22 protein-coding genes are annotated in these 20,304 nt (G+C 39.8%); 5 read left to right on the plus strand and 17 right to left on the minus strand.

Features of this window, described 5'->3' with window-relative positions:
- The first annotated feature begins 39 nt into the window (after positions 1 to 39).
- The 3 genes from G6Q00_RS03680 to G6Q00_RS03690 all read left to right on the plus strand — a co-directional run bounded on the left by G6Q00_RS03680 (position 40) and on the right by G6Q00_RS03690 (position 2,534).
- Positions 40 to 1,158, plus strand: coding sequence for a DegT/DnrJ/EryC1/StrS family aminotransferase (locus G6Q00_RS03680; protein WP_163532057.1), 1,119 nt, complete (start codon positions 40 to 42; stop codon positions 1,156 to 1,158).
- 133 nt (positions 1,159 to 1,291) lie between these two features.
- Positions 1,292 to 1,792, plus strand: coding sequence for a DUF1440 domain-containing protein (locus tag G6Q00_RS03685; RefSeq protein WP_163532058.1), 501 nt, complete (start codon positions 1,292 to 1,294; stop codon positions 1,790 to 1,792).
- A gap of 400 nt (positions 1,793 to 2,192) precedes the next feature.
- Entirely contained in the window at positions 2,193 to 2,534 is a 342-nt protein-coding gene (locus tag G6Q00_RS03690; RefSeq protein ID WP_163499124.1) for a Mu-like prophage major head subunit gpT family protein, read from the plus strand.
- 228 nt (positions 2,535 to 2,762) lie between these two features.
- On the opposite strand, the gene G6Q00_RS03695 is transcribed toward G6Q00_RS03690, so the two are convergent.
- From G6Q00_RS03695 to alaS, 14 genes are all read right to left on the minus strand, one after another.
- Positions 2,763 to 3,038 (minus strand): hypothetical protein, encoded by a 276-nt coding sequence (locus G6Q00_RS03695; RefSeq protein WP_163532059.1) that lies wholly within the window; start codon positions 3,036 to 3,038, stop codon positions 2,763 to 2,765.
- Entirely contained in the window at positions 3,031 to 3,261 is a 231-nt protein-coding gene (locus G6Q00_RS03700; protein WP_163532060.1) for a hypothetical protein, read from the minus strand. The genes G6Q00_RS03695 and G6Q00_RS03700 overlap by 8 nt, the downstream gene beginning before the upstream one ends.
- Positions 3,262 to 3,263: 2 nt before the next feature.
- On the minus strand, positions 3,264 to 3,569 hold the full coding sequence (locus G6Q00_RS03705) for a polymorphic toxin type 50 domain-containing protein (protein WP_163532061.1): 306 nt from the start codon (positions 3,567 to 3,569) through the stop codon (positions 3,264 to 3,266).
- A gap of 324 nt (positions 3,570 to 3,893) precedes the next feature.
- The gene (locus G6Q00_RS03710; protein ID WP_163532062.1) at positions 3,894 to 4,742 is read right to left on the minus strand and encodes a hypothetical protein; all 849 of its coding nucleotides are present in this window, start codon (positions 4,740 to 4,742) and stop codon (positions 3,894 to 3,896) included.
- Positions 4,730 to 6,865 carry a hypothetical protein gene (locus G6Q00_RS03715; RefSeq protein ID WP_163532063.1) on the minus strand — a complete coding sequence of 712 codons (2,136 nt, stop codon included), beginning with the start codon at positions 6,863 to 6,865 and terminating at the stop codon, positions 4,730 to 4,732. Before G6Q00_RS03715 ends, G6Q00_RS03710 begins: the two co-directional genes overlap by 13 nt.
- Positions 6,865 to 7,719 carry a rod shape-determining protein MreC gene (locus G6Q00_RS03720; RefSeq protein ID WP_240330969.1) on the minus strand — a complete coding sequence of 285 codons (855 nt, stop codon included), beginning with the start codon at positions 7,717 to 7,719 and terminating at the stop codon, positions 6,865 to 6,867. Before G6Q00_RS03720 ends, G6Q00_RS03715 begins: the two co-directional genes overlap by 1 nt.
- 4 nt (positions 7,720 to 7,723) lie before the next feature.
- Complete coding sequence (locus G6Q00_RS03725; RefSeq protein WP_006564795.1) at positions 7,724 to 8,761, minus strand: rod shape-determining protein; 1,038 nt, start codon at positions 8,759 to 8,761, stop codon at positions 7,724 to 7,726.
- Between the two features lie 28 nt (positions 8,762 to 8,789).
- Positions 8,790 to 10,094: an ATP-dependent protease ATP-binding subunit ClpX gene (gene clpX / locus G6Q00_RS03730; RefSeq protein ID WP_163499119.1), complete on the minus strand. Its 1,305-nt coding sequence runs from the start codon at positions 10,092 to 10,094 to the stop codon at positions 8,790 to 8,792.
- Complete coding sequence (lpxA, locus tag G6Q00_RS03735; protein ID WP_163532064.1) at positions 10,091 to 10,897, minus strand: acyl-ACP--UDP-N-acetylglucosamine O-acyltransferase; 807 nt, start codon at positions 10,895 to 10,897, stop codon at positions 10,091 to 10,093. Before lpxA ends, clpX begins: the two co-directional genes overlap by 4 nt.
- Positions 10,894 to 11,370: a 3-hydroxyacyl-ACP dehydratase FabZ gene (gene fabZ / locus G6Q00_RS03740; protein ID WP_163532065.1), complete on the minus strand. Its 477-nt coding sequence runs from the start codon at positions 11,368 to 11,370 to the stop codon at positions 10,894 to 10,896. The genes lpxA and fabZ overlap by 4 nt, the downstream gene beginning before the upstream one ends.
- A gap of 79 nt (positions 11,371 to 11,449) precedes the next feature.
- On the minus strand, positions 11,450 to 12,076 hold the full coding sequence (locus G6Q00_RS03745) for a YbhB/YbcL family Raf kinase inhibitor-like protein (RefSeq protein WP_163532104.1): 627 nt from the start codon (positions 12,074 to 12,076) through the stop codon (positions 11,450 to 11,452).
- Positions 12,077 to 12,169: 93 nt separating this feature from the next.
- Positions 12,170 to 13,129: an NAD(P)-binding domain-containing protein gene (locus G6Q00_RS03750; protein WP_163532066.1), complete on the minus strand. Its 960-nt coding sequence runs from the start codon at positions 13,127 to 13,129 to the stop codon at positions 12,170 to 12,172.
- Between the two features lie 3 nt (positions 13,130 to 13,132).
- The gene (gene ccoS, locus G6Q00_RS03755) at positions 13,133 to 13,330 is read right to left on the minus strand and encodes a cbb3-type cytochrome oxidase assembly protein CcoS (RefSeq protein ID WP_163499115.1); all 198 of its coding nucleotides are present in this window, start codon (positions 13,328 to 13,330) and stop codon (positions 13,133 to 13,135) included.
- Positions 13,331 to 15,916 (minus strand): alanine--tRNA ligase, encoded by a 2,586-nt coding sequence (alaS, locus tag G6Q00_RS03760; RefSeq protein ID WP_163532067.1) that lies wholly within the window; start codon positions 15,914 to 15,916, stop codon positions 13,331 to 13,333.
- Positions 15,917 to 16,677: 761 nt separating this feature from the next.
- On the opposite strand from alaS, the gene G6Q00_RS03765 reads away from it, so the two are divergent.
- Both G6Q00_RS03765 and G6Q00_RS03770 read left to right on the plus strand, forming a co-directional pair.
- Positions 16,678 to 17,319 (plus strand): hypothetical protein, encoded by a 642-nt coding sequence (locus G6Q00_RS03765; RefSeq protein ID WP_240330970.1) that lies wholly within the window; start codon positions 16,678 to 16,680, stop codon positions 17,317 to 17,319.
- Between the two features lie 166 nt (positions 17,320 to 17,485).
- Positions 17,486 to 17,668 (plus strand): hypothetical protein, encoded by a 183-nt coding sequence (locus G6Q00_RS03770; RefSeq protein WP_163532068.1) that lies wholly within the window; start codon positions 17,486 to 17,488, stop codon positions 17,666 to 17,668.
- A 603-nt stretch (positions 17,669 to 18,271) separates the two neighbouring features.
- On the opposite strand, the gene G6Q00_RS03775 is transcribed toward G6Q00_RS03770, so the two are convergent.
- The 3 genes from G6Q00_RS03775 to G6Q00_RS03785 are packed head-to-tail and all read right to left on the minus strand — an operon-like array spanning position 18,272 to position 20,284.
- Positions 18,272 to 18,763 carry an FKBP-type peptidyl-prolyl cis-trans isomerase gene (locus tag G6Q00_RS03775; protein ID WP_163499113.1) on the minus strand — a complete coding sequence of 164 codons (492 nt, stop codon included), beginning with the start codon at positions 18,761 to 18,763 and terminating at the stop codon, positions 18,272 to 18,274.
- Positions 18,764 to 18,793: 30 nt separating this feature from the next.
- Positions 18,794 to 19,738: a hypothetical protein gene (locus tag G6Q00_RS03780; RefSeq protein ID WP_163532069.1), complete on the minus strand. Its 945-nt coding sequence runs from the start codon at positions 19,736 to 19,738 to the stop codon at positions 18,794 to 18,796.
- Positions 19,739 to 20,284 carry an OmpA family protein gene (locus tag G6Q00_RS03785; RefSeq protein ID WP_163532070.1) on the minus strand — a complete coding sequence of 182 codons (546 nt, stop codon included), beginning with the start codon at positions 20,282 to 20,284 and terminating at the stop codon, positions 19,739 to 19,741. It abuts the gene before it with no gap.
- Positions 20,285 to 20,304 lie beyond the last annotated feature (20 nt).

Genomic DNA, 20,304 nt, shown 5'->3' on the forward strand with positions numbered 1-20,304 from the left:
AAAATGCTGTATTATAATGCTTTTTTCTTAAGGTTATACATGCCCTACAAATATCCGTTTTTAGATTTAGTAGCCATAAATGCACCCTATCAAGAAGCTTTTAAACTCCAGCTGCAAGCACATTTAAAGAATGCCCATTTTATTAGCGGTTCTGCGCACTCACAATTTTTACAAGCCTTTGGCCAGTACTGCCAAAGCCTACATGCCATAGGTGTAAATAGCGGATTAGATGCGCTGACTTTAATGTTAAAAGCCTACCAGATTTTAGGGCTTTTACCACAAGCAAGTGGGGTACTATTGCCCTCTTTTACTTTCATAGCCACAGCCCAAGCACTGCTACACAATGCCTTAGTGCCACAATTTGTTGATATAGGCAAAGACTACCTCCTAGACCCCTACGCATTAGAAGCCAGTGCCACACCCCAAACTAAAGCGATTCTAGTGGTGCATTTATATGGTCAAGTGGCTAATATGCAGGCTATTAAGGCAATTGCTAACAAACATGGGTGGCTCGTGCTAGAGGATTGTGCCCAAGCAACAGGGGCGTTGTATGCACAACAAAGGGTGGGTAGTTTAGGGCATGCAGGCGCTTTTAGTTTTTATCCAAGTAAGAATTTAGGGGCACTTGGAGATGGGGGTTGTGTGCTAAGTTCTAATAGCCAACTGATAGAAACAATCCGTGTATTAAGCAACAATGGCTCACCAGATAAAAAGGACTCATTATATTTAGGCTATAACTCTAGATTAGATAGTATCCAGGCTAGTTTTTTACATGTGAAATTACCCGATCTAGACGCTTTTAATGCTAAACGGCGCGCCTTAGCTCAAATTTATTTAGACACCATTAATAACCCTTATGTGTGTTTGCCATTGGTGCACAACATAGAAGAACATGTATTCCATCTCTTTGTGATTCGTATCTCTCAGGGTCTGCGCTTACAAATGCAAAAACATTTAGCCAATTACTCTATAGAAACCCGTATCCACTACCCCATTCCTATACACCTACAAAGCGCCTTTAAAGAATATGCTAATTTATCCTTACCCCGCACTACGCGCTACTCTCAAGAAATTTTAAGTTTGCCTATTAGCCCTACTCAAAGCAAAGAAGATACGCTTTTTATTGCTAAAACTATCAATGCTTTTAAACCTATCTAAGCTTAAGCATTAGAAATACGCGATATTTTACTAAATACACCAAATTAGACATTAGCTAATATCCCCTTTTATACTCCCCTTAAGTCTTTTTCAGCCATGCTATGCTTTAAAATTTTTAAATGGAATAATTTAAATGCTAAAAACTTTTTTAATCGGGATTGTGGCGGGTGTTTTTGGGGCTATTGTAAAATGGGGCTGGGAGGTTCCCTTTCCGCCTAGAAACCCTCATATCCCCTGGCCTCCTGATGCCATGCAAAGAATCACACCGCCTCAAATTTTATTAGAACAGTTACATCTACCCACAAATTGGAGCTACACCTTTTCAGGTATGCACTTACCCCTCTCTATTTTTATCGTGCATGTGGGCTTTTCTATCACTTTTGCTATCCTCTATTGCTTGTTAGCTGAAAAATACAAAATAGTGAGTGTGTATCGGGGGGCTGTCTTTGGGTTTGCTGTTTATCTTTTAGCCCATGTTTTTATCATGCCATTAATTGCTGAAGTGCCGCCCCTCTCTTTAATCCCATTTGAGGAAAATCTATCTGAACTTTTTGGGCACATTGTGTGGCTTTGGAGTATAGAGATCGTGCGCTGTGATCTAAAAAGTAGATTTTTTAAACCGCCTATTAAGTAACGCGTTTTTAGAAAGTGATTCTGCATACCTTCTAATTTTAAAACACGCTTGCCTAATTGCTCTAAATCTTGCATTTTATCTACACTGTGCGCTACACAATAAACAATATGTCCTGTTTAGATTAGATCTTGGGCTGCAAACTACCCATACCTACAGGAGGCACCGGTGATTAAGAGTACTTTTTGCATCTAAACCTCCTAAAATTTATTGGCGTTAGTAGAGTGTGTAGCTAATTTTGGTTAACAATTTATTACAAGATAGAGTCTATTTATCTCACCCAACACCCAACACCCCAACCAACCCCCAACCCCTAAACCCCAAAACTAAAAGCTAGAAGCTTACAAAACTTCCTAGCTAATAGCCTAAGCCAAGGGCTAAAGCATTTGAAAAATCTACCAAATTGTGGTGGGTTAAATCCCCAAGGGGGGGTACACAAAATGATCACACAACAGGCCAAAGCCTTAACAAATTTAATATTGTGCCTAATTTGCTGGTGATTCCGCCTAGTCTTGAGAGTGCCGCTATGCAATTACTCAAAGCCCCTACACTGCAAAACGGCGCGGCTAATATTTGCTATAACTTAATGGATTATCTAGTTTGTCCTTATTTAGAATCTAATTGCTGGATTTTACTAGATACTAGTAAAACCATTAAGCCTATTATTTTACAGACTAATAAACCGGTAGAGTTTAACACGCTAGATCAACCCACTAATCAAAATAAATTTATGATATGGGAATAGAGGTGGATTTAAGCGCCCTTCAAAAGGCTTTTAAAGTGCCTTTAACACGCATTGAAAAGCCATTAAATAGCTAATCAATAGGCGCTAGCACAGAGATCAATACGCAAACAAATAGGGTTGAAAAGGCTAACACGGAAGAGCTTTCCGCGTTAGATTTAGGGTTGATGAAAGCGAAATTTGGAGCTTTTAGATCAAGTGGCGGGGGTGTTGTAGCTGAAAAATCTATTATTATGCTTTCCTTTCATGATGAAAAATATTTTTGTAGGTTTGATCATCAATCCTATATAACGGGGTTATTTCCTTAATGTCTGAAACATTTAAGCCATATATCCAGCCGCCCATATAAATTGCTAAATTATCTTCTTCTTCACCACTACATGCGGCAAAATCATAGCCAAAAAAACCCCCTTCAATAGTAGTGTCTTCTTCACAGATTTGATCATCAACTAAGGTAACCCTAACAAACCAGCCACAATACTTCGTATAGTCCTTTAACTCAATCATGCTTAGCTTGGGATTCGATTGTTTGGATTCTTGAAGCTTTTATTGAGTACCCCATACCTTGATAAGTTACAAATAATTCATCTTCGTTATCATCTTCTGGGACATAAGAATAATTACCAACATAATAAACCCCATCAAGCTTAGCCCCTTCCCAAACGCGCCCATCTACAAAGGTAATCTTTAAAGGGCTAGTATATTTATCCATATCAGGTAAGTTTTCCAAAGCTACTCCCCATTAAAAGGCACAATATGAAAACCCTTTTTATTAAAATGTAGCTTACTTTTGTATACCTTAACGGGGGCTTTTGATTTATCAAAAAACGGCATAACCACCCCCTCAAAATCAGGGTGGCTAATAATGCCATGTTTATCCCACTTGTTTTGATTGTCTATTAACTTAATTTTTAGACTCTCCTTTATCCACCCCCTCACCTCCTCAATACTTGGCGCTTTAGTGTAGTAACTCCGCCCTTGCTTATAATTTGGGCTATCTAATACATGCAAATCCTGCCTATCATCTAAAGTTAACAAAGCTAGCGCGCTTTTGATTGTGTTTAAAACCCTTTGGGTAAAAGGGTAAGGCTTTTCAGCGGGCGCGCGTTTGGCTAATTCGTCAAAATCTAACTTTTCAAGTTTAAAGCCCTCTTTTAATACAGGCGCTTCACTGAAGTGCTCTAGCCCCCACTAACTCCGTACCTCAAATTTCAAGTTCATAGAAACGCCCTAACTTTTGGCCTACTAGCTTTCTTATATGACCTTGAGTACCGCAGAATTCACGATTAAGACCTTGACAAAGCCATTTGGCTACATAATCCTATATAGCTTGAAAAATTTTGGTATCGCAGTTAAGGTAGATTAAGGTAGATTAATAAAATAATGGCAACGATAATAACGCTCACCGAGTTTGGAATCGTTTAATAAGGCGTGTAATTTATCATTATCAAGGGGCTTTTCTTGTAAAAAGCGTTTGAGAAGCGCTTTATCTTTGTAGCTTTTAATTTGGGGCCTTAGACTTTTAAAAAAAGCACTCTTAAGAACTTTTTGTTGATCTATTTGGGTACTACAACCCAAAAGAATATCATGGAGAAATACAGAAACTTGCTTTTTTTGATCTAGCTCTTGATAGTGCTCAGCTAAAACATGGAAATAAGCCTTTTGCATGCGTTTGCAACGGGTTTGTTCGCCTTGATTGATGATAAGATGCGCCCCTAATTCGTTAAATAAATCGTTTTTAGCGCAGTAGTTTAACAGAGTGTAGTAAGACTCTTTTGGCTTTGTAGGGTCTTTAGCATATGCCTCTTGGGTGTTTTTCAGTGCAGCTAAAATATCACTTCTTTTCATTTCAACCCCATTTGGCAAAGGTGAGCCATGGATATCTTGAGAAGAAATAATTGAATCTGTAGTTGGATTTGTAGCGGGAGCGGGCTTTTTAGGCGCTTTACCCCCAAATTGCTGTTCTAATTGCTGCTCTTCTTTTTTCTCATGTTCTTCAGGTGTGTCTAGCATAACAGGTTCCATGCGGGTGTAATAAGTAGGTGGACTATTTTCATCATTCTCATCATCTTGTAGCCCTTGGTGGGTTTGTTTGAGCGAGTTTTCATGATCTGAGGAAAGAGGGGACATCATCATCATAGGAAAAAGCGCGCCCATTCCCATGCACCCTAAAAAAATCCACACACAAAGAAGACCCACTATATAGCGCATGGATCTATCTTACCTAAAAGATGTTCTAAATAGGTCATAATTTGCATAATGCTTTGATTGGATTTAACATGCCCTGTGATAGCGCGCAACATGAATCGTTGCTGCAACAGAGAGGATAATTGATTGGGGTGTTTTAAAATATCTAAAAGCTTTAAGGCTTTATTAGCATAATCTTTTGGATTAAAGGCTATCACGCTTTGGCTTTCATAGTGGTAAGCTTTTTGGTAGTCATCTAAAGAGACTTGATAATCCTCACAGCATTTTTTAAGGGTTTTAAAGTGGGTTTTAACAAACTTTTCAAATGCATCTATGCGCTCTTGTGGCGTACTCTCTGATAGGGTTAAAACAAGTTTATTTTTGCCCATAAACTCAGACTTACTTTCACCTTGATGCATAGGAAAAGTGTCTAAAAATAAATCAATCACATGCCCGTATAAATGGGCATTAACATAACCGACAAACTGGAAGCGATTTAATAAATCACTAGGGAGGCACAAATCCAAACACAGGGCTTTTAGTTTTTCTAAAATGATCTCTTGATTGCCTATCCCGCATGCTAAATAGATGGCTTTGGGCGCTTGTTGTAAAATTTCTAGCACACTTTGTAAAAATTCTAGCGAATCTAATTTGGTGAGCCGCCCAATTGTACCTAAAATTTGTGTTTGTGTATCTGGAGCATAAAGGGCGCGGGTTTTTTTGATAAGGCGTTGGCTATGATCATCTAATGGAGGGTTATAAAAGAAAGAGAGCATGGGGGCATTAATGCCCAAATAAGAAATATTGCCTTCTTGATAAAGTCCTATGCTAGGGGCGATGTGGGTGATATACCCTTCTAAAGTATCAAGAGAATAAGCCTTGTTGCCATGGCTATAATAAATCTGTACGGGCGCGCTACGCGTAGCAAGTAAAAAATCGCTAATGCCATAGCCATTATTAGGGCTAATGAGGATATGCACGCGGTGGGTATAAAGAATTTCCTTAAGCTTTAACGCTTTTTCTAAATGGCTTTGGTAAAACAAATCTTGGGGGAATATTTTATTTAACTCAATCACCTCTATACCTCCCTCAAAACCGCCATACTGCCCTAAGTTTTCTAGGAGTGTGATACATTCTGAGTCGTTGGGGCTTTTTTCATCATAATCCATACTAAAAACCTTGAGGATAAAACGATTTTTAAAAGCTTGGTGTTTTAAGAGCATAGCAAATAAACTACACTCTACCTTAAATGGAGAATTTTCTACAAGACGATCTTTTAACACACCTATTACGATCTTATGCGATTCTTTAGGGTTAAAACTAGGGTAATCTCTTCCTCGTTTTTGTATCTGTACTCTCAAGAGTTTAGGATAAAAGCGCGCACCAAGCGCACTAATATTTGTGTTAAAATCTACCCACTCATCTGCTTGACTAAAGGCATTCCCGCATACATGATAAATCATAAATTGCGTGAATAAAGCGCTATCTAATTGCCCATCTTCTAAGAGGGCTTTAAATAAATCTTTATAAGTAGGGTAAAGATTAAGCCATGCTTTAGAGGCAAAATAGGCCTTAACATTCCAAAGCAAGTGTAATTGGGCATTAAGAATATTACGCTGGATTTTGGGAGTTAGGGTTAAAAAATAGGGAGGGGATAATAATTCTGCTAAGATTTTTTGGGGCAAACTAAAGGGGATTTGTAAGTAATTTAAAAGTTTATCTACAAAGGAGCTATAATGGGTTAAAAAAGCACTATCTTTTAAACAAAGCTGGCGGATTAAAAAATCTAGGGCTTCTAATTTAGATCCGGATAAAATCAGGCACGCACAGGCTAATTCAAAAAAGAGTCGTTCTTCTACCGTGCTTTGGCTATTTTGCATGCCCTTTATAGCTAGGCTAGCATAATTTTTAAAGCCATGATCTATGGCCATATCATCTGGGATTAAGCGGGCTAAATAAAGGGTAGAAATGGATAAGACTTCTGCGTGTTTGAGTAATTCTAAGCCTTTTTTTTGGAAAATAGCAAACACTTCTAAACCTTGTTTAGCTGTCATGGGCGTACTTGGCAAGCTCTCTAAACTAGCATCTAAGAAAAATAACCCCTTAGCATCTATAAGCCCCCGGTAAAAAGAGTCATAATCTAGCATTAGGGTACATCTACAATCGTGGCATAAAATAGCGTGCTTTTAAAATCTTCAATCTGGAGTCGTGCTTTTTTATAAACATAGTGGTTTTCCACACTAGCAACCGTGCCCACATAAATATTAGGGCTAAAGATGTGATCAAGCCCGCTAGTAAAAACTTGATCGCCTACTTTAATGGGCGCATAGGCGGGTAAAAAATCAATATAACTTTTAAAGGATTCATTGGTTACAAAGCCATAGTAAACTTTACCCCCGCTTTTAATCATCACGCTATAACTCATCTGTGAATCGCCATGTAAAAGCCCTACAAAGCGCCCTTCTCTTTGCACGACGGTACCTAATACGCGATTAAAAGCCACCATGCCTAAAATTTTATCTTTGGGGTAGGGTCTTTGTATATCTAAAAGCACTTGATAGGGGTTATCTAAGGAAACAAAACCATAAATACGCGTAAGGGTGAAAGTGGGCTCAGGGAGTAGATTATCTAAATCAAGGGCTTTGTTGGGCGTACAAATATCGCCTTTGTTAGAAAAAAGTGGCTGGGGCTGGTTGGCTCTGGCGTGTTTTTCTTGGAGTTTTTCTAAATCATAAACTTCTAGGGCTAAAGCTTGGTTACGGGCGTTTAAATTTGCATAGGCTAGTTTAAGCTGTTCATAGGCATGGGTTTGTTTTTTATAATCTGCAACCATTTTAGCCTGCTCAAAGTGTTTTTGATAGGCTAGGGTTATATCATCTTTAATATCTAGGAAAACAACTCTAATCTTATCGCTTAAAAAACTACTAGAACCCTTAATATCTAACCAATAAAGCACCCCAAAGATCACAATTAAGATCAAAAGGGTACGCCAAGCGCTCAAAAGATTAAATATCTCCTAGACTGCTTAATAAATCTAAATCCTCAATGGCTTTACTCGTGCCTCTGGCTACGGCTAATAATGGCTCTTCACCCACAAATACGGGCAATTTAATAATATTGCTTAAATATTTATCCAAACCTCTAATCAGCGCCCCCCCACCTGTGAGTACCACGCCATTTTCTACTAAGTCTCTAGCTAGATCGGGTTTAACCTCTTCAAGCACCGATCGCAACGCATTACTAATTTCTCTTAATTGCTCTTTAATTGCCTCCCTTACATCTTCGCTATTAAGCTCAATGGTGTTTAAAATCCCGCTTATTTGATCGCGTCCGCTAACCTCCATTGTTAAAGGGGGGTTTAGCTCAATAGCCGAACCAATTGCAATTTTGATCTCCTCACCAGTGCGCTCCCCAATTTGTAAGTTATAGGTTTTGCGGACATAATCTACAATACTAGCATCTAATTTATTACCCGCCACTCTAATACTTTTACTCACCACCAGCCCGCCTAAGCTAATCACCCCAATTTCAGTTGTACCCCCGCCAATATCTACAATCAAACTCCCCCGTGGATCTTTTACCGGTAAACCCGCCCCAATGGCAGCTGCCATAGGTTCTTCAATCAAAAACACCTCTCTAGCCCCTGCACTCATTGCGCTTTCCTTAACCGCCTTACGCTCTACACTAGTTAGGCCATAGGGTACACAAACCATGATACGCGGGCGGATTAGAGATTTGCGTTTGTGGGCTTTTTCAATGAAATAGCGAATCATTTTCTCGGTGATATTAAAATCCGCAATTACTCCATCTTTCATGGGGCGAATGGCTTGTACACCGGCTGGGGTTTTGCCAATCATTTCCTTAGCTTCACTCCCCACTGCTAAAACTTCTTCCATGTGATCGTACTTATTTAGTTTAACAGCCACAATAGAGGGCTCATTGATGATAATGCCCTGCCCTTTGACAGAAACCACCGTATTAGCCGTCCCTAAATCAATGGCCACATCGTGGGAAAAGACACCAATTAGTTTATCTAGTATCATAGAACTCTTTCATGTTGGATTTACAGCCTTAAGAGGGCATGAGCAAGGGCTTATTTTTTTTAATATAAAGCGGTTTATCTTGTTTAAGCACGCACTCTTTAGTGATGATGACTTGATAATCCTTGAGATTGGGTAAATCAAACATAATATCTAAACCAAAACTTTCAATAATCGCTCTAAGACCTCGCGCCCCCACCTTGCGCTTAATGGCTAAATTTGCAATTTCCTCAATGGCTTCCTCTTCAAAAACCAACTCCACGCCGTCCATTTTAAAAAGCGCTTGGTATTGTTTGATTAGCGCGTTTTTAGGCTTTTGTAAAATATCTATCATAGCTTCTTTAGAAATGGGTTTTAAAGTAGAAATAACCGGTAAACGGCCAATGAGCTCAGGGATTAGGCCATAAGAGATCAAATCCTCTGGTTCAACTAGGTGTAAAATATCCTCTAATTCCTCTTTGGTTTTTTTCTCATTACCAAAACCTAGTACATTGCTGTGGATACGCCGTTTGATCACATCAATGATCCCATCAAAAGCCCCACCACAGATAAATAAAATATTAGTAGTATCAATTTGAACAAAGTTCTCATTAGGGTGTTTGCGCCCCCCTTTGGGGCTGACATTAACCACTGCCCCTTCAATGATCTTTAAAAGCGCTTGTTGTACCCCCTCACCAGAAACATCGCGGGTAATGGAGCGGTTTTCTGAAAGGCGCGCGATTTTATCAATCTCATCAATAAAAACAATCCCCTTTTGTGCCCTCTCTACATCTCCATCGCTAGCTTGTAACAAACGGGTTAAAATATTTTCTACATCTTCTCCTACATAACCTGCTTCTGTAAGACTGGTTGCATCGCTAATGGCAATGGGTACATTTAAAAAGCGCGCTAGAGTTTGGGCCATTAAAGTTTTACCACTACCTGTAGGCCCCACTAATAAAATATTAGATTTAGAAATTTCTACTTCTTGCGTACTTGAATCGCGTGTTTCTTGGTAATGCAAGCGTTTATAATGGTTATACACCGCAACACTTAAAACCCGCTTAGCATCTTCTTGCCCGATGACATAATGATCTAGAGCTTCTTTTAAAAGTTTAGGAGAGGCAACCATAGTAGGGGTGTTGTTTTTAAGGGGTAATGTACCCTCTTCTGCGTGCTTGCGCACATCTAAAACACTGGTGTGTAACTCTGTGTGGAGTTCTTTATAAAGATATTCCACGCAGTACTCGCAAATGTGAATGTCCTTACCCGATTTTTTAGAGGAAAACACCAAGCGGCGGTGGTGTTGCAGAGTGTTTTCCGGCTTATTGCAAAAACTGCAGTAACGGGTGTTCATGTATCCTCCTGATCGTTAAAATACCCCGCTTTAATAGCAATGCCTCTATTGCTTTCTAAAACAAATTGGCAAATCTCTTTAGCGTGCGCATTTTGAGGGTATTCTTCTAAAATTTTTGAGGCATTGTCGCGTACGGAAGTGCCATTAATATCAAAAAGCTGTTTATAAAGTACACTGATAAAATCAATTTCTTTGCGTTCTAAGAGTTTGCGCATACGGTGGCGATTAAGCCCTCTGATAAAGGCGCGATTACCCTCCGCAATACAAAAGGGAGGGACATCTCTACCAAGAGCGCTAGCCCCAGCCACCATGCACCCCTTAGCTAGGCGCGTAAACTGGTGAATTGCGGTGAGTCCGCCAATGTTGACATGATCGCCAATTTCAATATGCCCGGCTAAAGTTACGCCATTGGCTAAAATGCAATGGTTGCCAATTTTACAGTCATGGGCAACATGTACATAGGCCATTAATAAGTTGTGATTGCCAATTAAAGTTTCATTCCCTCCGCCTTTAGTACCGGTGTTAATCATGCAATATTCGCGGATCAAATTATGTTCCCCGATAACAAGAGTGGAGGGTTCGCCATCGTATTTGAGATCTTGTGGGATAGTACCAAGCGTGGCATAGGGAAAGATAGTTGTATGGGCTTTAATGGTGGTGCGCCCTAAAAGCGTTACATTGTTATAAAGCGTTACGCCCTCCTCTAATATAACATCTGGTCCAATCACACAAAAAGGACCAATAGTAACAGAAGAATGCAGGCGCGCTTGTGGATCAATAAGAGCAGTGGGTGCAATACTCATGTATTGTCCTCGCGATCCACAATCATGGCTTTTAATTCTGCCTCTGCTACAATCTTTTCAGCCACCTTAGCCACACCGCCTACTTGCCAAATCATGCCCCTATGTTTTTGAGCGCTTAAATGATAATGGAGTTGATCGCCCGGGATCACCGGATTTCTAAATTTTACACGATCAATTGTCATAAAATAGACAAGCTTAGTAGCCGCCACCTCTGGGCTCACTCCAAATAAACTAATAAAAGCTAATAACCCCCCAGCCTGTGCCATGCCCTCAACAATGAGCACCCCCGGATAAATAGGCCTACTTGGAAAATGCCCTGTAAAAACCTCCTCGTTATAGGTGATATTTTTATAGGCATGCACTTCTTTATAGGTCTCTAGGTGCACGATTCGATCCACCAGCAAAAACGGGTAGCGGTGGGGGAGGATTTGGCTAATCATATGGATGTCTAAATTAATAATTTGCTCAGACATTCTTAAACCCTTTTTCCTTAAAACTTACCGCAGAAAAAGGGCTATATTAGCACATCTCAGATTTAAACAACTTTAAGAGTTAACGGCGCAACTTGGCATATTTAAACTCCACGCGCCCTAAACCTATAATATGCCCGCGCATGGCATCGTGTAGTTGCCCGATAAAAAAGGGCTTTTTTAAATCTAAATGCGCCACATCTAAAGCATAAACTTGAATCAAATAATGGTGATCTTTATCAGGGGGCATGGGGCCAATATAATTGCTATTGGCTAGATTAGAAGCCTGTTTTTCCTCCGCGCTTAAAGAAGACACGGTATAACCTTCTGTGAGTGAATTAATCCCTTGATCAATGTGTTTATCCTCTACAGAGGCATTTTCTGCTAGCTTAGTTTCTGTAATATTGCCCACCACCCAGTGGATAAAGGGTCTTCCTTTTCCCCCAGAGGTTGCCGCGTCATAATCAACTAGTTCTAAAGCATAACTCTTAGCCCCCGCTACACTCTCCCAGCTAATTTCAGGTGATCGTCTAGGAATGCCCTGTTGATCTAAAAAGCTAGCATCAGCATTGCCCCCAAACTTAGAATCTAAAAACCCGTGTGTATCTGTATGGATAAAAACTTTAAAAAATTGCATGTGTTTTCCTTTGTGTTGGTGTTGTTGTTTAAGATGCATGATTTGATCGCAGTTAGCCATTGCGCTAAACATACAAGCTAATAAAAAAACCCTTAAAATGTACATCTCTCTCCCCTTAGAGATTAGATTAACTAATCTTAACAGAGAATATTACAAGTAACTTGGTTAATGCCCTAAACGCCTCTTAAGCACCTGAGCCACATCAAAACCGGCATTAAGCCCAATGCCAATACTAGCCCCAGATTTATAAAGAATATCGCCCACTATAAATAAATTAGAAATATTGCTTTCTTGTTCCTCGCTCACAACAGGCAAATTACCCGCGCCCAAAGCCACCCCGCATTTTTTTAAAAATTCTAAGGGCGTGGATCCGCCAATAGCAAACAAAACCCTATCATAAAGCGCATGCGTGTTATCTTTAAAGTTGACCTTAATTTGCCCCTCGCAAGCCTCTAAGCCCTCAATCTCTACTCCTAGCTTTTTAGAGAGATTTTTAGAAAAAGCCTCCTCTAGTGCCTTTAAATTTTCCTCATTGACACGGCTAAAGCTGCTTTGTCTGTAATTAAGCGTAGTGGTGTTGGTATTAGCTAGAGCAATGGCATACTCCACAGCCGAATTACCCCCACCTACAACTAAGACCTTTTCATTTTCTTTACAATCATTAATGGTATAAACCACCTGATGCATAACCTCTACTGGAATGGGATAACTTGGGCGGTTGGGTTGCCCCATTTTACCAATGGCAATCACTACATGTTTAGCGTGTAGTACCGCGTTTTTGGCTGTTAGAACTTCAAAAACATCTTGTTTTTTTTGCACACTTTCTACGGCTGTTTGGTAAAAAACCGGGGTTTTATACTTTTCTAAAACCCGCTCAAACACTAATAAAGTTTGCTCTTTATCCATGTCTGTAAAGGGAATATTCCCCCTAATATCTACTACCTGTTTGCGATAATCCTTATCCACCCGTTTGTGTGCTTTATAATATTTGCGTAGCATGCCACAGCACTGTTCATCTTTTTCACACAGCAGGACCTTTTCAATCCCATTTATTTGGCACTCAATAGCTGCAGCAATCCCGCTAGGCCCAGCCCCCACAACCACCACATCATACAACTCACTCATGAACTATCCTTTCTTAAGCTTTTTGGCCTCTTCCTCTTTAGCTAGGTTGAGATCTTCAGGGCCATCATAAAGCAAAGATTCTAACATTTTTTTCTCATCGCTAAATTGCTTGCCCTTTAAACCCCATAAAAAAATGAGTAGCCCCACTAAGCCTAAGGTAAGTGAAACAAAAAGCATTAAAAAAAGCGTATTGGTGTGCATTTAATTTTGCAAAATCTCCAGAGTTTTTTGGTAGATAGCCTCTTGTAGGGTTTTGATTTCTTGCGGGCTAAAATCCCCCTCTTTTACCAATACAAAAGACACATGATCGCTACGGCCTCCCCCCTTGCTCACATAGCCTAAATCCTTTGCATGGTTTTTTAAAGCCTCTAGCAAGAGAAGCATATCTGCGCTCTTAACTGATTTTAACACCCACTCCAAGCAACCCTTTTGTAGATTGTGGTACTCAAAAAGCGCCACTACAGACTCCCCTCTACTTTTATAAAGATCTACAAAGGCAAAAAAATCATTTAGATGTTCTTTTAGCCCTCTGAGTACAGCTAAGGGGAAGTTTTGCCCGGGGATAGGATAAAGAGTGGGTTTTTGGGTGGGTTTAGGGCTTTTAGAAGTTTGATCTTTTTGGAGGGCTTTTAAAATATCATGGGTTTTAAGCCTTTGGCGCGCCTCTTTAAGAATACGGCGCTCTTGCATAATAAAATCATAATACGCCTCCCCACACACCGCCTCAATGCGCCTCACCCCCGCACTCACGCTAGAAACTTTTATAATAGCAAAGCCTCCAATTTGTGCGCTATTTTGCACATGTACCCCCCCGCAGGCCTCAACACTGCCTGCAATCTTAACCACCCGTACCTGCTCTAAATATTTATCCTCAAAAAGCATGATAGCCCCGCTTTCTTTAGCCTGTAAAGCCTGCATATTTTCCACGCTTGTGGGCATGGCTAGGGCGATTTTGGCATTGACAAAGGCTTCTATCTGCTCTATTTCTGTATCGTCTAAGTTGCGGTAAAAACTAAAATCAAAGCGCAAACGGCTAGGTTCAATGTGGCTACCCTTTTGCTGGATTTCTACCTTTTTGTTTTCCTCTCTAGCCTTTTTGCCTAAAATTTCACGCAAGGCTAAATGCAGTAAATGCGTGGCGCTGTGGTGTTTGGCAATCTCTAAACGATGGCTTACCTGAGCAATCACGCTATCACCCACCCCTAAACTAGCTCCCTCTACCAACTCTACAGAGCTGATATTAATTTCTCCTACCTTTTGGGTATCTAGGACATGGGCGCATAAAACATGGTTACTATCTAAGATCACCCCTTTATCCCCAATAGGTCCGCCTCCTTGTGCATAAAATGGGGTTTTATCTAGCACTAAAAAAGCCCTATTAGCTTCCTCTTGATAAAGTGCTAAGACTCTAGCCTGCACACTCTCACACTCATAGCCCACAAAAATATTAGGTGCAAGGGCGCTTAAATCTAAATTTTTAAACCCCTCTTTGGCATGGCTTTGTTTAAACTGGGATCGTTGCTGTTGTTCTTGCATGCAGGCTTGGTACTCTTCTAAATTAATCGTGATATTTTTATGGCGCAACATATCCATCGTTAAATCCAAAGGAAAACCATAGGTATCATAAAGCTTAAAAGCCACCGCCCCGCTAAAAACAGAGCCGCTACACTCTTTTAAAGCACTTTCAAATAAATGCATGCCTTTATCCAAAGTGGCTAAAAATAATTCCTCCTCAGCTCTGCACTCAGCTTCTATACTCTCTTTATGTTCTGCAAGTAAAGGATAATCTGGCATTAAGCCACATAGATAACCTAAAATTTTATAGAAAAAAGGCTCTTCTAGCTGTTTTTGTTGGGCTTGTTTGAGTAAATAGCCATGCCTAAGTGCGCGCCTTAAAATGCGGCGCAAAACATAACCCCGCCCCGTATTTTCAAAATACACCCCCATTGCTAGCAAAAACCCCACACTCCTAGCGTGATCGGCTAGCACTCTAAAAGATTCAAGATGATCTGTATAATTTAGATCAAAAACCTCTCCAATGCAAGAAATCAAGGGTCTAAAAAGCGAGCTATCAAAATTATTTTGTACCCCCTCTAAAAGCGCTTGTACCCTCTCTAAACCCATGCCTGTATCAATACAAGGCCGCTCTAGTGGGGTTAAAACCCCCGTACTTGAGCGCTCATATTGCATGAAAACTAGATTCCAGATTTCTAAAAAGCGATCCCCCTCTCCTCCAAAATAATCCTCCGCAGAATGAAAATACTTTTCCCCCTGATCAATATAAATTTCACTGCAATAGCCACAAGGCCCCACATCAGCCATTTGCCAAAAATTATCCGCATCGCCCATAGCTTTAATGTGGCTAGCAGGCACAAACTTTTGCCACAGCTTATAAGCTTCTTGATCTTTTTCATGCACGCTGATATAAATATCTTTTGAATCAAAGTTTAAATGGCGGTGTACAAATTCAAAGGCATAAGCAATTGCCTCTTCTTTAAAATAATCAAAAAAGGAAAAATTACCCAGCATTTCAAATAAAGTATGGTGACGGTTGGTATAGCCCACATTTTCTAAATCGTTATGTTTGCCCCCTGCGCGCATGCATAGCTGGGCACTAGTGGCCTTATTACAAAAAGGTTTGGCTTTGCCTAGGAAAATATCTTTAAATTGCACCATGCCCGCATTAGTAAAGAGTAAAGAAGAATCTTGGGGCACTAAACTTGAGCTAGGCACGAGTAAGTGATCAAGATTTTTAAAATACCCTAGAAAAGCCTTTTTAATATCCATGTTACCCGCCAAATATTTTAACCCTAAAAACCTAAGTTACGCAAGATTTTAGCTTGAGAAAGTACTTTAACATAATTTTAGGCTTTTAGTATCCATTAAATGCTCTTTTAACTGGCTATTTTATCACTTTAAGGGGGTTTTAAGAAATGAATTTAAAAAATGAAGGGTGAAAGGTTTTTTATTCTCCCCTCGCTAATTTCTTGAATTTCGCTAAAAACACAATCAAGAATATAAGCATTGCTAAACAAGGCCTCTTTGTTGGTTAGCCCGGTTAAAATATGTGATCTTAAAGTTTCTTTATCATATCGTGCGTAAAACTCCGTCCTTTAGGGTGTAAGATGTAAGCACCTAGAGCTAACGATCAATAACTAACGCAATCTAATAGTGCGAGCGCTATCTCACAACGGCATTGATCAATAAAACTTACAAGGCGGTATTTTTTCTCTAAATGTAGCGAAACTTTTTGACACACTCCCCATAGCTAAAGCTAGGGGATTCTAGGATCACCAAGGTTTACCCGCTAGGCGGGTCTTACAGCCTCTACTCTAAGAGTTGATGCCTCAACTATATGGCGGACATCATAACACAAAACGCCTTAATTCGCTTAGCAAGCTTGCGGGCTTTAGCACGCAGTGGTAATAGTCGGGGGTATGTTCTCAACATAATTTATTGCTTGCTGCATGTGGGAAGGATACAGCATAGAACATGGATAGTCCAAATCTAAAGAGAATAATTGTTATGAGCGCCGGTTACATCCCCTAGTGGCTTATTTTGCTTTTAATCAGTGGGGCGCACACACCAAGACTATTTACCATGAGGGCGCGCTAAAATCTAGCAAGGGTAAAAATTCTTGGCTCTATCCAGATATGGTTGGGGCAAGCTTTGCTTATAAGAATTTTGATCCAGCTTTGCGTGAATTTGTGGAGAAATTTGATCTGTTGCCCTTGAAACTCTTTTCTTTTGAGCTCAAACAAGAGATCACTTTAAGCAATTGTAGAGAACACTACTTTCAGGCCATTAGCAATAGCTCTTGGGCACATGAGGGGTATTTAGTAGCAAAGGAATTAAATACTGAAGATCATGATTTAATGGATTTGTTAAAACGCTTACACGCTAGCTTTGGCATTGGGGTTATTTTGCTTAACACCGATGATATATCCAAAAGTCGCGTACTTTTTAATGCCCGCCTTAAAGACAATTTAGATCACACCATGCTAGGCGAGTTGTCCAAAAACTCCCCTGATTTTCAAGAGTTTTTAAAGACCTTGAAACTTTTTCACGACGCGATTGAAAAAGGCTTGAGCGAACAAACCAAATTTGAAGGCTTTGAGAATGTCTTCTCAAGCCTTGATATGAAAGAATACATCAAGTCGGAGTTAAGAGGAGAGACCCAAGAGGTTTAGCTTACTTAACCTATGAAGGCGGTTATTTGTGTTTTAGATATTTAAACACAAATCTTAAGAGAGGAGGGAAAAACTATGATTGGATAAATACCCTTTTAAGGGGCGCTCAATCAGAGCAGGTTAGGGGCTTGTTGTTTTAACTTTTAAAATTTTTAAGGAGAAGATCATGGCAATTAGTACAGCGGTTCAAAAAGGTTCACATGTTTATGTCTACAATGAAAAAAACAGCCATACACATACCTATAATGGGGAATTAGTGGGCTTTACTAATAGTACGGTGTCTGTCAAACAAAAAAATGGTCAAGTTTATGTCTACAATGAAAAAGGAAGCCACACAGCTACGCACTAACCACTTGATCACCATTTGCACTATTAGCCCCTAGTGGGGCTATTTTTCATTCTTATCTTTTTAATTAAAGGGATTTTTGTGGTATCTAAGCAATACCAGTTTACAAGAAATCATGCATGCCTTAATGTATCTCTAATTATGAGTAAACGCACCATTATCACTATCTAAACAAACATGTGAAGGTTTTTGAGGAATCTTTGGGGGATTATTTAGATCACTAAAGAGTGGGGGCAGCACTTCACAGAGCTAGCATAACCATACAGCCACTAAAGCCACTATAACACGATGCTAGAAGATTATAGGAGCAACTAATAAAACCACGCTTCCCTTAGCACTCTGGGGCTAGCACCCCCAAACCCTTTAAAGGCGGCTTTAGAAACTAAGTTTGGAAAGTTACACATTTGGTAGTTAGCAATACAAAAGCTTAGCATTAGAGTAATAGTGCTAGAGATTGCACAACACAATATCAGGGCAATTATTTAGCTTGCTTGGTGGTACTTGTAACACAATTTACACTCCAACCACTTAAGGTGGCTGGGGTCTTTGCTTAAGAATAGTTTAACAAGAATATAAGATCAAAGTCAGCATGGCGTAGAAAAAGCTTTAGTGTGAGCAACCACACCCGCCGCCGCAACATTTAGCTTTAGGTTGTCCTTTTAAAATTTCTTGTTCAGAAGGCTCTCTAAAACCTAAAACTTTGAGTTTAAAGCTAAGTTCTTTACCGGCTAAGGGGTGGTTATAATCTAACATCACCATGTGATCGCTAAAATCTTTCACACTCACCTGTACACTCTCTTGATTTTCTCCTTGTCCAAATAAAGTCATGCCTCTTTTTAGTTCAATGTTTTCAAACTGATCGCGGGGGACTTCTTGGAGATAATCATTGCGATACTCTCCATAAGCTTCATGTGGGGGAATTTGTAAGATAAGGGTTTCTCCAACTTTAGCCTGTGCAACTGCCTTTTCAATCCCAACAATTACCTGCCCAGCGCCCATTAAAAACTCTAATGGCTGTTTACCAATATTAGAATCTAAAACTTCTTGGGTGATGTGATCGCGGACTTCATATTCAATAATAGCAATTTGATTTTGCATTGTGTATCCTTTATCGTGGTTTGGAGTATTTTAGCGTGTTTTTGCCTTTTCTTCTAAAATAACTTGCGCTTTTTTACCCTGTGGGCTTTCTGGATAAAGCTGGACAAGAGAATGTAAAAATTTATGGTAATTTGTCCAATCTTTAAGTGCTCTGAAAGCAAAAGCCGTATGCCAAAGCAAAATAGGCATGTAAGAGGTTTTATCTTGAATCAAAGCGCTTTTTTTGAAAAGTTCAATGGCCTCTTTATAAATCCCATCCATATAGGCAGCCTCTCCTGCTAAGTAAGCATAATATGCTGGTCTATAGGGCAGATTTGCTAACCAGATAAAGCGTACCTTAGCCTGTGCATATTGCTTTTGTCTAAATAACTCTAGCGCTTTTCTGGCAATATCTTCTTTTTTTAAAGGGTCTTTCTCAAAGGAGGGGGTGTCTTGTTTTGTTTTCATTTGGAGCATTTGTTCTTGAATAGCGCCCAAATCTTTTAGCTTTTGGGTGTTAATGTTAGCTTGTGTATCAATAGATTTTTGCAGAGCTTCTAGTTTGGTTGCAAACTCTGCATGCATTTGTGCTAATAATTTATTAGTATCATCAGTTTTTTTTTCAAATGCGGCTAGGGCTGCCTGATTAGCCTGTATCTGAGTTTTAAGGTTGTTGATCAAATCTGCTTGTTGTTTTAAAAGATTAGCTTGCATGTCTTGCATACTCTTAAGCGTCTTTAAAGTGTTAGCATGCACAACAAGCGTATCAGTTGCTCCCTTAAGCTTGATAGCTTGACCCTCTACTAAACTTTTTAACCCATCTTGTCCTTGTAAAAGGCTATCTGTTTGGCTTTTAAGAGTGGTGAGAATATCTTGTAAGTTTTTATTACTAGATTTAAGAGTGTTTAACTCTTGTTTGGTAGCCCCGCTTTGCAAGTCAAAGGCTGAGGGCTCGGCTATTAAAAGAGTACCCACTAAAGAAAGGCAATAACGCACCTATTCTTCTACCACCTTAATATCAACACGGCGGTTTTTGCGATAGCATGTCTTATTCTTTTCTTGACAACTAGGTTTGGTTTCTCCAAGACTTACTACGCGGATTGTATCTTGGGCAATCCCTTTAATGATAAGGGCTTGTTTGACACTTAAAGCGCGTTTATTAGCCAAAGCAAAATTATACTCCCCACTGCCAAATTCATCGGTATTGCCCTCTAAGAGTACTTTCATCTTAGATTCTTTAATCTTTTGGACTGCTTGATCAATAACACTTTCCATGTCTGCCCGGATATCGTATTTATCAAAGCTAAAATACACTTGCCCTACAACAGTCCCGCTTGCTATTTGTGGTTTTGGTTTTTCTTCTGGGGCGGGTTGCTCATGTACCTCTTCTTTAGGCACTGTTTTATTTTCTGGGGGTTGAGAAGCTGGTTGTTGTGTACTTGGCGGTGTCTGCTGAGTTGTTGGTGTAGAATTTACTTGCCCAGAACACCCCACCATTAATACAAACGCTAACACAGACCCAGACAAGACCCACTTTTTCATAAAATTCCTTTAATCCAGAT

The organism is Helicobacter suis (assembly GCF_902196125.1).
Classification (GTDB): domain Bacteria; phylum Campylobacterota; class Campylobacteria; order Campylobacterales; family Helicobacteraceae; genus Helicobacter; species Helicobacter suis_B.